At 59.7% G+C, this 13446-nt stretch carries 12 protein-coding genes; 4 read left to right on the forward strand and 8 right to left on the reverse strand.

From position 1 onward, the window contains the following. Positions 1-492 (forward strand): iron chelate uptake ABC transporter family permease subunit (locus tag NV64_RS24155; protein WP_233209009.1); only part of this gene is annotated, 492 nt, incomplete at its 5' end. Between the two features lie 463 nt (positions 493-955). Here NV64_RS24155 and hemL read toward each other — a convergent pair. Beyond that, positions 956-2236 carry a glutamate-1-semialdehyde 2,1-aminomutase gene (gene hemL, locus NV64_RS16260; RefSeq protein WP_056236263.1) on the reverse strand — a complete coding sequence of 427 codons (1281 nt, stop codon included), beginning with the start codon at positions 2234-2236 and terminating at the stop codon, positions 956-958. 277 nt (positions 2237-2513) lie between these two features. On the opposite strand from hemL, the gene erpA reads away from it, so the two are divergent. After that, positions 2514-2858: an iron-sulfur cluster insertion protein ErpA gene (gene erpA, locus NV64_RS16265; protein WP_056236265.1), complete on the forward strand. Its 345-nt coding sequence runs from the start codon at positions 2514-2516 to the stop codon at positions 2856-2858. Positions 2859-2897: 39 nt separating this feature from the next. Here erpA and NV64_RS16270 read toward each other — a convergent pair whose 3' ends face one another. From NV64_RS16270 to mtnN, 3 genes are all read right to left on the reverse strand, one after another. Beyond that, positions 2898-3152 (reverse strand): hypothetical protein, encoded by a 255-nt coding sequence (locus NV64_RS16270; protein WP_056236267.1) that lies wholly within the window; start codon positions 3150-3152, stop codon positions 2898-2900. A 122-nt stretch (positions 3153-3274) separates the two neighbouring features. Next, positions 3275-4072: a vitamin B12 ABC transporter substrate-binding protein BtuF gene (gene btuF, locus NV64_RS16275; RefSeq protein WP_056236271.1), complete on the reverse strand. Its 798-nt coding sequence runs from the start codon at positions 4070-4072 to the stop codon at positions 3275-3277. Then, positions 4065-4760 (reverse strand): 5'-methylthioadenosine/S-adenosylhomocysteine nucleosidase, encoded by a 696-nt coding sequence (gene mtnN / locus NV64_RS16280; protein WP_056236274.1) that lies wholly within the window; start codon positions 4758-4760, stop codon positions 4065-4067. The genes btuF and mtnN overlap by 8 nt, the downstream gene beginning before the upstream one ends. 159 nt (positions 4761-4919) lie before the next feature. Here mtnN and dgt point away from each other — a divergent pair, with 159 nt between their 5' ends. Together dgt and degP are read left to right on the forward strand one after the other, a co-directional pair. Then, positions 4920-6425 carry a dGTPase gene (gene dgt, locus NV64_RS16285; RefSeq protein WP_056236278.1) on the forward strand — a complete coding sequence of 502 codons (1506 nt, stop codon included), beginning with the start codon at positions 4920-4922 and terminating at the stop codon, positions 6423-6425. Positions 6426-6574: 149 nt separating this feature from the next. Further along, positions 6575-8008, forward strand: coding sequence for a serine endoprotease DegP (gene degP / locus NV64_RS16290; protein ID WP_056236280.1), 1434 nt, complete (start codon positions 6575-6577; stop codon positions 8006-8008). An 82-nt stretch (positions 8009-8090) separates the two neighbouring features. Here the strand turns inward: degP and NV64_RS16295 are convergent, their stop codons facing one another. The 4 genes from NV64_RS16295 to map form a co-directional block, all read right to left on the reverse strand. Continuing rightward, the gene (locus NV64_RS16295) at positions 8091-8483 is read right to left on the reverse strand and encodes a DUF3461 family protein (protein WP_056236283.1); all 393 of its coding nucleotides are present in this window, start codon (positions 8481-8483) and stop codon (positions 8091-8093) included. Positions 8484-8807: 324 nt separating this feature from the next. Beyond that, complete coding sequence (gene dapD, locus NV64_RS16300; protein ID WP_056236285.1) at positions 8808-9632, reverse strand: 2,3,4,5-tetrahydropyridine-2,6-dicarboxylate N-succinyltransferase; 825 nt, start codon at positions 9630-9632, stop codon at positions 8808-8810. An 87-nt stretch (positions 9633-9719) separates the two neighbouring features. Further along, positions 9720-12377 carry a bifunctional uridylyltransferase/uridylyl-removing protein GlnD gene (gene glnD / locus NV64_RS16305; RefSeq protein ID WP_056236288.1) on the reverse strand — a complete coding sequence of 886 codons (2658 nt, stop codon included), beginning with the start codon at positions 12375-12377 and terminating at the stop codon, positions 9720-9722. A 115-nt stretch (positions 12378-12492) separates the two neighbouring features. Then, entirely contained in the window at positions 12493-13287 is a 795-nt protein-coding gene (map, locus tag NV64_RS16310; RefSeq protein WP_056236291.1) for a type I methionyl aminopeptidase, read from the reverse strand. Positions 13288-13446: the final 159 nt, after the last annotated feature.

The raw sequence follows: 13446 nt of genomic DNA on the forward strand, positions 1-13446 counted from the left end.
CTGCTGCTGGCCAGCGGCGATCCGCGTATGGGCAGCCTGCTGAGCTGGATGTCCGGTTCGACCTACAACGTGGATGCCCTGCAGGCCAGACGTACGCTGGTTATTGCGCTGGTGCTGCTGGCGCTGGTGCCGCTGTGCCGCCGCTGGCTGACCATTCTGCCTCTGGGCGGGGCCACCTCGCGGGCGGTGGGCATGGCGCTGACGCCCACGCGGCTGGCGCTGCTGCTGCTGGCGGCGACGCTGACCGCTGCCGCCACGCTGACCATCGGCCCGCTGAGCTTTGTCGGCCTGATGGCACCGCATATTGCGCGCATGCTTGGCTTCCGCCGGACGCTGCCGCAGCAGGTGATGGCGGGGCTGTTGGGCGGCGGGTTGATGCTGGCGGCGGACTGGTGCGGACGGATGCTGGCCTTCCCGGATCAGATCCCGGCCGGTCTGCTGGCGACCTTTATCGGTGCGCCGTACTTTGTTTATCTGCTGCGAAGAAGCTGAGGTGTCATCTGCAGGTCGCCTGTTGGCTTGGGGGGCCGGCTCAGGGAGCCTGTACACTCCGCAAAGACGCAAAAAGCGTCATCCATGACAGCTCAGCACGGGCCATCCGTGGCCCGTGATGCTTTGCTCCGTGTACAGGCTCCCATCGCTTCACGTTCTGAGTCGCCTGCAGGAAGAACACCGCGCCCGGCTCCCGTCGCTTATCGTTATCTGCAGGTGTCATCATCTGTGTTTCGGTGAACGACGGGCTCAGGCAGCGACGCCAGAAAGTTCGGGCAATCGGGTCTGTCCGGATAAGCGGACCGTCAGCGCCCAGGGATGGGCGCTGCCGAGCGCACACGGACGTGTTCATAGCGTGTCCGCGTTCCGGACAGACCCGATACGCCGGGCATCGGAGTCCACAGCGACTTCAGCAGGCGACACAGACCCGATACCTCGGGCACCCGGGCCTTCTGCGATTTTATTACAGCTGCGCGAAGCTGCGGCGGGCGGCGTCTATCGTGCGCTGGATGTCGTCGTGGCTGTGCGCCAGCGACATAAAGCCGGCCTCATAGGCGGACGGTGCAAGGTAGATACCTTCTTCCAGCATCAGGTGGAAGAAACGCTTAAAGCGTTCCACGTCGCACTTTGTCACGTCGGCGTAGCTGGTGACCGTCTCCGCGTCGGTGAAGAACAGGCCAAACATGCCGCCGACGTGGTTAACCACCAGCGGGATGTTTTCTTCCTGTGCCGCCGCCAGCAGGCCCTCTGCCAGCAGGGTGGTTAGTTCGGTCAGGGTCTGGTGGCTGCCGGGTTTGGCGATTTCGCTCAGGCAGGCGAAGCCGGCCGCCATGGCGATCGGGTTACCGGACAGCGTACCGGCCTGGTAGACCGGTCCGGTCGGTGCCAGCGCGTTCATCACCTCGCGGCGGCCGCCGAAGGCTCCCACCGGCATGCCGCCGCCGATGATTTTACCCAGGCAGGTCAGGTCCGGCTTCACGCCGTAGTGTGCCTGAGCACCGGCCAGCGCCACGCGGAAGCCGGTCATCACTTCGTCGATGATCAGCAGCGCGCCAAACTCGTCGCACAGCGCGCGCAGGCCCGGCAGGAAGTCCGGCAGCGGCGGGATGCAGTTCATATTACCGGCCACCGGCTCAACGATGATGCAGGCGATCTCCTGCGGGTACTGTTCAAAGGCCGCACGGACGCTGGTCAGATCGTTATAGGTGCAGGTCAGAGTGTGCTTAGCGAAATCCGCCGGTACGCCCGGAGAGTTGGGCTGGCCGAGGGTCAGCGCGCCGGAGCCGGCTTTCACCAGCAGACAGTCGGCGTGGCCGTGGTAGCAGCCTTCGAATTTGATAATTTTGTCGCGACCGGTAAAGCCGCGCGCCAGGCGAATGGCGCTCATGGTGGCTTCGGTGCCGGAGTTGACCATCCGCACCATGTCCATTGTCGGCACCAGTTCGGTGACCAGAGCGGCCATTTTTACTTCCATCTCGGTCGGCGCGCCGAAGCTCAGGCCGCGTTCGGCCGCTTCAATCACCGCGTTGCGGATCGCCGGGTGGTTGTGGCCCAGCACCATCGGCCCCCAGGAACCGACGTAGTCAACGTAGGCTTTGCCGTCCGCATCATACAGGTAAGCGCCGTTGGCACGCTCGATAAACAGCGGCACGCCGCCAACGCCGGTAAAGGCTCGCACCGGCGAATTTACGCCACCGGGAATTAACTGCTGCGCCTGAGCGTACAGGTTTTCAGACTTACTCATGTGACGGCTCCTGATCATTCATAAAAAAACCCGGCTATTCTAAGGGAACATGGCAGCGATTCCAAAGGCCGTGGCTTACGCATCGCCTTAACTGCCCGGGATTGCGTGCGTTTACAGCGCCAAAGCGCCTGGTCGTGGTGGCATTGATCGCTACCACCGCACAGGCGGGTACAGCCTGCGCTTGCTTGCGATACCTGGGTATAAGATAATAGCGCAAACAATGGTCGAATAATGACCTGGCAGGCATCTGGCCTGCATGCACAGTGGAGTATTTCTGATGAGCGATGAAGTAGCACTGCCTCTGCAATTTACCGAAGCAGCGGCCAGCAAGGTCAAAAACCTGATTTCGGATGAAGACAATCCGGATCTGAAACTGCGCGTTTATATCACCGGTGGCGGTTGCAGCGGTTTCCAGTACGGGTTTACCTTTGACGACAAAATTAACGATGGCGACATGACCATTGAGAAAGCGGGCGTGGCGCTGGTGGTGGATCCGATGAGCCTGCAGTATCTGGTGGGCGGTTCGGTGGACTACACCGAGGGGCTGGAAGGGTCACGTTTTGTGGTCACTAACCCGAATGCTAAAACCACCTGCGGCTGTGGTTCTTCCTTCAGTATCTGATGTGACATAACCCGGCAGCTCCGCTGCCGGGTCTGTTCACTACCATTCGACGGTCACTAATCTCTGTTCATCCTGCGACGCCGTAGCCGGCTCCGTCACCGTCTGGGTGACTTTCGGCTGCGCGTCACTCTGCTGACCACAGGCGATATCCGGGTTTACGGCGCTGTTGAGCCTCTTCCCGTCCACGCTGCAACGCGTGGTAATCGTTAGCGTTACGCTGACGCTGCCTTCCGTGGTGGCGGCACCGGCATATCCCGTCATTATCAGCCCGAGGGCCAGATAAACGGCTTTCATGGTGTTTTCCTGGTGGAACAAAAACGGGCAATTGCCCGAAATGACCGCGCGGTAATTCGCACGGCCATGGACTCTCTTTATCGGCTTTTATGTCTGGATCTTGAATCGTCGTGGCGGCGATATCAGCGATCCGGCTGCAGCTGACTGCACAATTGTTGTGCTGCTAAGATAATACGCGGTCCGGCGCGGCTGAGCCAGTCATCAGTGATGGCAATCACCGGCACGCTGAGCTGCGGCTGCCAGAAGGCGGCCAGCTGCTGCGCGTGTGCGGCATCGCCGGGTGTCACGATGGCCTGCGGCTGGCGCGCCAGCACCTGTTCCCGGCTGACCTGCGGCCAGGGGACGCGGCTGTCGGCAAAGATGTTTTCGCCGCCGCACAGCTGCAGTACCTCATTCTGCAGGGTACTCGCCGAGGCGGTGAACAGCGGTTTGCTGCCAAACTGCAGAAATACCCGCTGTGGCACGTTCGCCCCATAGCGCTGTTTCAGCGCGCTGAACTGCTGCTGTAACCGTTGTGCCGCCTGCTCAGCCTGCTCAGGGTGCGGGCTGTACGGGGCCAGCTGGCGCAGGCTGGCGGTCAGCTGGCTTACCGAATCCGGGGCCAGCCACAGTACCTTAATGCCCAGCGCCTGCAGCTGGTCCATCTGGCGCTGCGGGGTGCCGCCGCGCCAGGCCACCACCACGTCCGGCTTCAGCCGCAGCAGGCGTTCACTGTTAATCCCCTGCCAGTTCGCTACCCGGACTACCTGCATGGCGGCAGGTGGGAAGTCGGAGTAGTCGCTGACGCCGACCGGCGTGATGCCGGCAGCAAAGGCCAGCTCGGTCAGGTTGGGTGCCAGCGTCACCACCCGTGGCGCGGCGGCCGTGCTGAGGCTGAAAAGGGTCAGCCACAGCAGCAGCGCGGTGCGGTAGTTACGCACGCAGCCGGTTCAGCAGGGCTTCCACCATCAGCGACGACTGCCCGGCGGCCACGCTGAGGAACTCGTCAAAGCTGAGGTGAGATTCCTGGTCGGCAACGTCGGAGATCGCCCGCACCACCACAAAAGGCGTGCCAAACTGATGGCAAACATGGCCGATCGCGGTGGCTTCCATCTCCACCGCCACCGCCTGTGGGAAGGTATTGCGGATGCGTGCCAGCGGTTCAGCGCCGTTGATAAAGGCGTCACCGCTGACCACCAGGCCACGCACGGCGTTGAGGTTAAGCTCGCTGATGCAGGCTTCAGCGGCGGCGATCAGCGCGTCGTCGGCGATAAAGGCCGGCGGGCAGGCGGCCATCTGGCCCGGCTCATAGCCAAACGCGGTGACGTCGGCATCGTGATAGCGGACCTCGGTCGATACCACGATATCGCCCACCTTCAGCGTAGGCGCCAGGCCACCGGCGGAACCGGTGTTGATCACCACGTCCGGCTTGCACAGCTGCAGCAGCAGGGTGGTGCCCAGCGCGGCCGAGACTTTACCAATGCCGGATTTCAGCAGTGCTACTTCCACGCCATTCAGCGTGCCGGTATAGATTTCACACCCGGCCAGGCTCAGCGTCTGACGGTTTTCGATCCTGTCACGCAGCAGTGTGACTTCCTGTTCCATTGCACCAATAATGCCTGCTTTCATAGGGATACTCGCTATATCTGTGGAATTTGCCGTTGATTTCGGCGCACAGTCTACCACGGTGACGGCGCGGAGATAATCCGTAAGCCCGCGTTGCCCTGTGCTGACGGGGTGATAGACTGAATTGCGTCACTGGCCGCCGTTTATCTGAGGGAGCAAGGCATGCACGGGATCGACTTTCGCAAAAAAATCAACTGGCAGCGCTGCTATCGCCCGCTGACGGGCACGCCTGACCGGCATACCATTCTGAGCATCTTTGAAAGCGATCGCGGGCGTATCGTTAACTCTGCCGCCATTCGCCGCCTGCAGCAGAAAACCCAGGTGTTTCCGCTGGAGCGTAATGCGGCGGTGCGTACCCGGCTGACCCACTCGCTGGAGGTGCAACAGGTGGGGCGCTATATTGCCCGTGAGGTGTTGTCGCGGCTGGAGCAGCAGGGCCAGCTGGAAGCGCTGGGGCTGGCAGAACTGACCGGGCCGTTTGAGAGCATTGTCGAAATGGCCTGCCTGATGCATGACATCGGCAACCCGCCGTTCGGTCACTTTGGCGAGTCGGCGATTAACGACTGGTTCCGCCAGACGCTGGATGCTAGCTGGCAGCCCGAGTCGGGGCGTGAGGACCGCTGTGAACCTGCGGTGCTGCGCTACCGTGAGGACGGTCTGAACGCGCTGCGTGGCCGCGTGCGGCAGGACTTGTGCCATTTTGAAGGTAATGCGCAGGCGATACGCATGGTGCACACGCTGATGAAAATGAATCTTACCTGGGCACAGGTCGGCTGTATTCTGAAATATACCCGGCCGGCGTGGCAGACCAGCGATATTCCGGCCAGCCACGCCTACCTGATGAAAAAGCCGGGTTACTATTTATCTGAACAGCACTACGTTGAATCTCTGCGCCAGCAGCTGGATTTACAGCCGTACTGCCGTTTCCCGCTGACCTATATCATGGAAGCCGCGGATGATATCTCCTACTGCGTGGCGGATTTAGAAGATGCGGTCGAGAAAAATATCTTCAGCGTTGAGCAACTGTACGACTATTTATATCGGCTGTGGCCCGACCACCAGCCGGACGATCTGTTTGCCAGCGTGGTGACCAGCGCCCGGGAAAAGTCTCGGATATCGGCCAGCGCCCCCTGTAACGACGATCAGTTCTTTATGTATTTACGCGTTAATACCGTTGCCCGACTGGTACCACATGCGGCGGATCGCTTTATCGATCATCTGCCGGCGGTCTATCAGGGGGCATTTAATGAAGCGTTGCTGGAAGACGGCAGTCCGCACAGCCAGCTGCTGGACATTTTCAAAAAAGTGGCCTTTAGTCATGTATTTAACCACCCCGAAGTGGAACAGCTGGAGCTGCAGGGTTATCGGGTAATTGGCGGTTTGCTGACCATCTATCAGCCGCTGTTGCGCTTAAGCCGTGCTGAATTTAGCGAGTTGCTGGCGAAGGACTATTTAAAAGGTTATCCGATTGAAACACGCCTGTTTCATAAACTCTCCAGCCGTTTCAGGCAGGCGTATGGCGAAGCGGTTCTGGCGCTGGATAACGGCGACGGTGCCAGTGATATCCTCGAGTATTATTACCGTGCCCGCCTGTTGCAGGATTATATCAGCGGCATGACCGACCTCTATGCGTGGGATGAGTACCGGCGGCTGATGGCGGTAGAGTGATTCAGTATTGCGTGCAGTTTTGTAAAGGAAATCAATAAATTTTTACCTTTACCCGATACCGCGTACATGAACTTACCGCTAAAAAATTAATCTCACTTTCACAACCACAGCAATGGTTATCTTTCGCGAATTATTTGAGAGCCTGAAACATGAAAAAAACCACATTAGTTTTGAGCGCACTTGCGCTGAGCCTGGGTCTGGCGCTGAATCCGTTAGCCGCCAGCGCTGCTGAAACCGCATCTTCCTCTTCCACCCAGCAGCTGCCAAGCCTGGCTCCGATGCTGGAAAAAGTGATGCCGTCGGTGGTCAGCATCAACGTTGAAGGCAGCACCACGGTGCGTACGCCGCGGATGCCGCAGCAGTTCCAGCAGTTCTTTGGCGATAATTCTCCGTTCTGCCAGGAGGGCTCACCGTTCCAGTCCTCACCGATGTGTCAGGGCGGCAGCGGCCCGGCGGGCGATGATGCCCAGCAGCAGAAATTCCGTGCGCTGGGCTCCGGCGTGGTGATCAACGCCGATAAGGGCTACGTGGTGACCAATAATCACGTGGTGGATAACGCTACCAAAATTCAGGTGCAGCTGAGCGACGGCCGCAAATATGACGCCAAGGTGATCGGTAAAGATCCGCGTTCGGATATTGCACTGATCCAGCTGAAGGATGCCAAAAATCTGACGGCGATTAAGATTGCTGATTCCGATGCGCTGCGCGTGGGCGATTACACCGTAGCGATCGGTAACCCGTATGGCCTGGGCGAAACCGTGACCTCCGGTATCGTCTCTGCGCTGGGGCGCAGCGGGCTGAACGTGGAAAACTACGAGAACTTTATCCAGACCGATGCGGCGATTAACCGCGGTAACTCCGGCGGCGCGCTGGTGAACCTGAACGGTGAGCTGATCGGGATTAATACCGCGATTCTGGCACCGGACGGCGGCAATATCGGCATCGGTTTTGCTATCCCGAGTAATATGGTGAGAAACCTGACCGGTCAGATGGTGGAGTACGGCCAGGTCAAACGTGGCGAACTGGGTATCATGGGCACCGAGCTGAACTCAGAGCTGGCCAAGGCGATGAAGGTGGATGCCCAGCGCGGTGCTTTCGTCAGCCAGGTGGTGCCGAAGTCGTCTGCGGCGCAGGCCGGGGTGAAGGCCGGTGATGTGATCGTGTCGATTAACAATAAGCCGATCTCCAGCTTCTCCGCACTGCGTGCTGAGGTCGGATCGCTGCCGGTAGGCACCAAAATGGAACTGGGGCTGATCCGTGACGGTAAGCCGCTGACGGTTAACGTTGAGCTGCAGCAGAGCGCCGGGGCGAAGGTCGATTCCGGGACGATTTATAACGGTATTGAAGGTGCTGACCTGAGCAACGTGGACACTAAAGATGCCAAAGGCGTGAAGGTGGATAACGTGAAGGCCGGTTCAGCGGCGGCGCGTATCGGGCTGAAGAAAGGTGATGTGATCCTCGGTGTGAATCAGCAGCCGATCGCCAATCTGGGCGAGCTGCGTAAGATCCTCGATACCAAGCCATCGGTGCTGGCGCTGAATATTCAGCGTGGTGACAGCAGCATCTATCTGCTGATGCAGTAAGTTTTAACGGGTCGATAAAAAAACGGTGCTCATTATGGGCACCGTTTTTATTTGAGGGCTTGTTAAGGGCAGGCCAGTCGTATTAGCGGCTGTTGCGGGTCAGCTTGTCGAGATCGGATTCGATTTCGGCGATTTTGTTGGAGACCACGCTTTCCAGGTGACGCAGGTCGTCGAGGATTTTGCGTTTCAGGTCAACTTCCACCTGGTCGCGCTGGCAGATCAGGTCCAGCTCGTCGATCACGTAGCGCAGGTTAGGGCTGATTTCCTGGATCTCTTTGTAGCCGAGGCTGGCGTTGTCGGCGACCACGGTTTTACGCTGACGCGGGTATTTGAATTTGACGCTTTTAGCGAAGAATTCACCTTTGTCTTTGCGGAAGTAGATTTTCAGGATGTCATTACTGGCTTCCTGACGCAGGCTGTAGCGGTCGATGTCTTCAGGAGAAGCAATACCCAAACCTTTAAGATTGTCGTACATGGTTTTTGATCCTTATGCGGGAGTTTGTCGTTACGGCTGCGCGTCGCAATTACTGCGTTGTGCAGTGCTCGCTATCCTCATGTACTTATGTACATTCCGGTAGCTGTGCGCTGTACGCCTTGTACTTGCTTAGCTCGCTCGTCCCGTACTACCGTGATCTATGCCTGTAAAATCAGATCGGGGATCGCGAGTGCGCTGAATGGCGCGGATTATACGCCTGAATTGTGAGCAATATCACTATCTGTTGAGAAATTATGCGCAGGGCGGCAATCGGGTAAAGTGTAAAGAATAGATTACGGGCCACCGGGGTGACCCGCAGGGGAATTAGTCGATGGTGCGCAGCAGTTCGTTGATGCCCACTTTGCCGAGGGTTTTGGCGTCGACTTTCTTCACGATAACCGCACAGTACAGGCTGTAGCTGCCGTCTTTTGACGGCAGGTTGCCGGAAACGACCACCGAGCCCGCCGGCACGCGGCCGTAGGTCACTTCGCCGGTTTCGCGGTCGAAGATTTTGGTGCTCTGACCGATGTAAACGCCCATCGAGATTACCGCGCCTTCTTCCACGATGACGCCTTCCACGATCTCAGAACGTGCGCCGATAAAGCAGTTGTCTTCGATGATGGTCGGGTTAGCCTGCAGCGGCTCCAGTACGCCGCCGATGCCAACGCCGCCTGACAGGTGGACGTTTTTACCGATCTGCGCGCAGGAACCCACGGTAGCCCAGGTATCAACCATCGAGCCTTCATCGACGTACGCACCGATGTTAACGTAAGACGGCATCAGCACGGTGTTACGGGCAATGTACGCGCCCTGGCGAACGGCGGCCGGTGGCACCACGCGGAAGCCCTCTTTTTTGAAGCGCGCGTCGTCGTAGTCGGCAAATTTCATCGGAACTTTGTCGTAGTAGCGGCTCTCTGCGCCATCAATTACCTGATTGTCATTGATGCGGAAAGAGAGCAGAACCGCTTTCTTCAGCCACTGGTGGGTGACCCACTGGCCGTCAATCTTCTCTGCCACGCGCAGGGCACCGCTGTCCAGCAGGCCGATCACCTGGTTAACGGCTTCGCGGGTAACGGTATCCGCGTTGGCCGGGGTGATCTCCGCACGGCGCTCGAAGGCCGCTTCAATAACACTCTGTAACTGTTGCATGTTGGTCTCTTCCTGGTTTTGCCATCCGCGATAAACAGGGATCCGCTGGCGGATTCGGCGGGTGGCGCTGTTAAAAGTCGTTCCGGGTCACACTTTATCGTTTGGATTAAGGGCCTCTGTCAACCGTTGTTGCAGTCGTTCGCGCAAATCAGCGTCCAGCGCCCGGCGATCGCTGTTGGCCAGAATAAACAAATCTTCGACCCGTTCACCGATGGTGCTGATGCGTGCGCCGTGCAGCGAAACGTTGAGATCGGCGAAAACTTCCCCGACCCGCGCCAGCAGGCCGGGCTGATCGAGCGCCACCAGTTCCAGATAGGTGCGGCGATCGGTGTGGGTCGGCAGGAAGTTGACCTCGGTATCGACGTTAAAATGTTTCAGCCGCGCCGACTGGCGGCGGATGCGCGGCGGCTGCCAGTGCGTCTGGCCGATGGCCTGCACCAGCGCGATACGGATAAACTCCTGGCGATCCGCCGACAGCGGGCTGCCGTCCGGCTCCAGCACGATAAAGGTGTCCATCGCCATGCCGTCGCGGCTGGTGAAAACCTGCGCGTCGTGCACGCTCAGGTTACGGCGATCCAGCTCCCCGGCCACGGCGGCAAACAGGTAGGGGCGGTCCGGGCTCCAGATAAAGATTTCCGTTCCGCCGCGGGTGGCCTGCGGGCTGACCAGCACCAGCGGCTGGCTGAGGTCGTGCATCAGCAGATGGCGCGCGTGCCACGCCAGCTGGTTGGGCGTGTGGCGCAGGAAGTAGTCAGCGCGGCAGCGGTTCCAGATGTCGTGCAGCGCCCGCTCGTCGATGTTGTCCATCCGCAGCAGCGCCAGCGCCTGCAGCCGGTGGTGGCGCACCCGTTCGCGCAGGTCCGGGCTGTTTTCCATCCCCCGGCGTAGCTGTTTTTCGGTGGCAAAGAACAGCTCGCGCAGCAGGCTCTGTTTCCAGCTGTTCCACAGGGTGCCGTTGGTGGCACAGATATCGGCCACCGTCAGGCAGACCAGGTAGCGCAGGCGGTTCTCATTCTGCATCACTTCGGCAAACTGCTGGATCTCCGTCGGGTCCTGGATGTCGCGCCGCTGGGCGGTCACCGACATCAGCAGGTGGTGGCGCACCAGCCAGGCGACCAGCTGGGCTTCCCGTGAGTTAAGGCCGTGTAATTCGGCAAACTCCAGCGCGTCCTGCGCGCCGAGGATCGAGTGATCGCCGTGGCGACCTTTGGCGATATCGTGGAACAGCGCGGCCATCAGCAACAGTTCTGACTGTGGTAACCGTGGCCACAGCTCAACGCACAGCGGGTGGCGGCTGCGGGTGGCTTCGTCCGCGAAGCTCTCCAGCTTTTGCAGCACGCGTATGGTGTGCTCGTCGACGGTGTAGGCGTGGAACAGGTCAAACTGCATCTGGCCGACGATGTTGCTCCACAGCGGCATGTAGGCCTGTAGCACGCTGTGCCGGTGCATCGGCACCAGCGCCCGGCTGACCGCGCCGGGGTGGCGCAGAATCGACAGGAACATCTCCCGCGCCGCCGGCAGGGTGCAGAGCGGCTGTGCCAGGCTGCGTCGCGCGTGGCGCAGGTGGCGCAGCGTGGAGGAGTAGATGCCGGTGATTTTCGGCGTGCGCACCATGGTGTGGAACAGGCGCATGATAGCGATCGGATCGCGGCTGAACAGATCGTCGTCACGCAGGTCGATCAGCGTGCCGCGCAGCTGGAATTCCGTGTCCAGCGGACGCGGTTTTTCATCGGTCGGCAGCGCGAGGATCGCCTCGTCGAACAGCTGCAGCAGCATCTGGTTGAGTTCGGCGATGCGCCGGGTGACGCGGAAGAAGTCCTTCATCATGCGTTCCACCGGCTCGTTGCCTTCGCCCTGATAGTTAAGGCGGCGGGCGACGTTGAGCTGGCGGTCAAACAGTAGCCGGTTGTCGTAGCGGGTCAGGGCCAGGTGCAGGGCGAAGCGGATGCGCCACAGGAAGCTCTGGCACTCGTTAAGCTCGTTGCGCTCGGTCTCCATCAGGAAGCCGAAGCCGACCATCTCATCCAGCGAGGTGGCCCCGAAGTGGCGGCGCGCCACCCACAGCAGGGTATGGATATCGCGCAGGCCGCCGGGGCTGCTTTTGATATCCGGCTCCAGATTGTAGCTGGTGCCGTGGTAGCGCTGGTGGCGCTCCTGCTGCTCGGCAATTTTGGCGGCGAAAAAGCGGTCGGAGGGCCAGAAGCCGTCGCTGAACACGTTTTTTTGCAGCTCAAGGAACAGGGCCAGGTCGCCGGTCAGCATACGTGACTCAATCAGGTTGGTGGCGACGGTCAGATCTGACAGCCCCTCCAGCAGACACTCCTCCAGCGTACGCACGCTGTGGCCGACTTCCAGCCGCAGGTCCCACATCAGCGTCAGCAGTTCGCTGGTGCGTCGTGCATCTTCGTCTGACAGCGGCTGACGGCTTAAGATCAGCACGTCGATATCCGACAGCGGGTGCAGTTCACCCCGCCCGTAACCCCCGACCGCTACCAGCGCCACGCCCTCCTGCTCCGGGAAGCCAAAGAAGCGCCACAGGCGCCGCAGCAGGCGGTCAATAAACAGGGTGCGGGCGGCGATCAGCGTTTCGGCGTCCTGCCCGGCGTCAAAGGCGTCGGCCAGGTAGCGCTGGAAGTGGTCCAGGTGCTGGCGCAGGCCGTCGCGATTGAGTTCTTCGTCCTGCCAGTAAACCGGCGACTTGGTTAATTTTTTCAGGACGGTTGCGTCTGTCAGCTCTTTTGTCATCTCACCCGCTCCGGGACTACAGCCATTAAAAAAGCCGGCGATTGCCGGCTTAGCGCTATCTTACACGTGACCGGCGTGCCGACTGTAGCGTGCAATCATAGGATTATCTTATTACTTAACCGGCGTTGTTAAGCAGCGCCGGAATGGTGTCATCTTTACGCAGCGTCATAATTTCACAGCCGTTTTCCGTCACCACCAGCGTGTGTTCATACTGGGCTGACAGGCTGCGGTCTTTGGTTTTCACCGTCCAGCCGTCTTTCATGCTGCGAATGCGGTAGTCGCCGGCGTTGACCATCGGTTCGATGGTGAAGGCCATGCCCGCCTGCAGCACCACGCCGCCGTCATCGGCATCATAGTGCAGCACCTGCGGCTCTTCGTGGAAGCCTTTGCCGATGCCGTGGCCGCAGTATTCACGCACCACGGAGAAATCCTGCGCTTCAACAAACTTCTGGATCTCACGGCCGATAGTGCGCAGCCGCACGCCCGGCTTCACCATACGCAGCGCCAGGTAGAGGCTCTCCTGGGTGACGCGGCACAGCCGCTCGCCCTGGATGGTGGGTGTGCCTGCGATAAACATGGTGGAGGTATCGCCGTGATACTCGTCTTTGATCACCGTGACGTCGATATTGACGATATCGCCATCTTTGAGGATCTTCTCCTCGCTCGGAATACCGTGGCACACCACTTCATTCACCGAGATACAGACCGATTTCGGGAAGCCGTGATAGCCGAGGCAGGCGGAGATCGCCTGCTGGTGGTTGACGATATAATCGTGGCACAGGCGGTCGAGCTCAGCGGTGCTGACGCCCGGCTGCACGTGGGGTCCGATCATCTCCAGCACCTCGGCGGCGAGACGCCCGGCGACGCGCATTTTTGCGATTTCTTCTTGGGTTTTAATTGAGATTGCCATTCATTCGATCCGCGGTTGTCGCTATTTTCGACAATACTAAACAAAGTGCAGCAATGGTAGCAGTCCACCCGGACCCTGCCAAATGCAGTTTGTGGCAGGCGTTGCCGGGCCGCAGGTCAGCGTGGCAGTACTGCTCAGTAAGCCAACAAAAGTTGGCGT

Source organism: Erwinia sp. B116 (assembly GCF_002865965.1).
Lineage (GTDB): Bacteria > Pseudomonadota > Gammaproteobacteria > Enterobacterales > Enterobacteriaceae > Erwinia.

Excerpts from the sequence above, each read along its gene's own strand:
- hemL (WP_056236263.1), bottom strand. The coding sequence starts at position 2,236 with ATGAGTAAGTCTGAAAACCTGTACGCTCAGGCGCAGCAGTTAATTCCC.
- erpA (WP_056236265.1), top strand. The coding sequence starts at position 2,514 with ATGAGCGATGAAGTAGCACTGCCTCTGCAATTTACCGAAGCAGCGGCC.
- NV64_RS16270 (WP_056236267.1), bottom strand. The coding sequence starts at position 3,152 with ATGAAAGCCGTTTATCTGGCCCTCGGGCTGATAATGACGGGATATGCC.
- mtnN (WP_056236274.1), bottom strand. The coding sequence starts at position 4,760 with ATGAAAGCAGGCATTATTGGTGCAATGGAACAGGAAGTCACACTGCTG.
- dgt (WP_056236278.1), top strand. The coding sequence starts at position 4,920 with ATGCACGGGATCGACTTTCGCAAAAAAATCAACTGGCAGCGCTGCTAT.
- degP (WP_056236280.1), top strand. The coding sequence starts at position 6,575 with ATGAAAAAAACCACATTAGTTTTGAGCGCACTTGCGCTGAGCCTGGGT.
- NV64_RS16295 (WP_056236283.1), bottom strand. The coding sequence starts at position 8,483 with ATGTACGACAATCTTAAAGGTTTGGGTATTGCTTCTCCTGAAGACATC.
- dapD (WP_056236285.1), bottom strand. The coding sequence starts at position 9,632 with ATGCAACAGTTACAGAGTGTTATTGAAGCGGCCTTCGAGCGCCGTGCG.
- glnD (WP_056236288.1), bottom strand. The coding sequence starts at position 12,377 with ATGACAAAAGAGCTGACAGACGCAACCGTCCTGAAAAAATTAACCAAG.
- map (WP_056236291.1), bottom strand. The coding sequence starts at position 13,287 with ATGGCAATCTCAATTAAAACCCAAGAAGAAATCGCAAAAATGCGCGTC.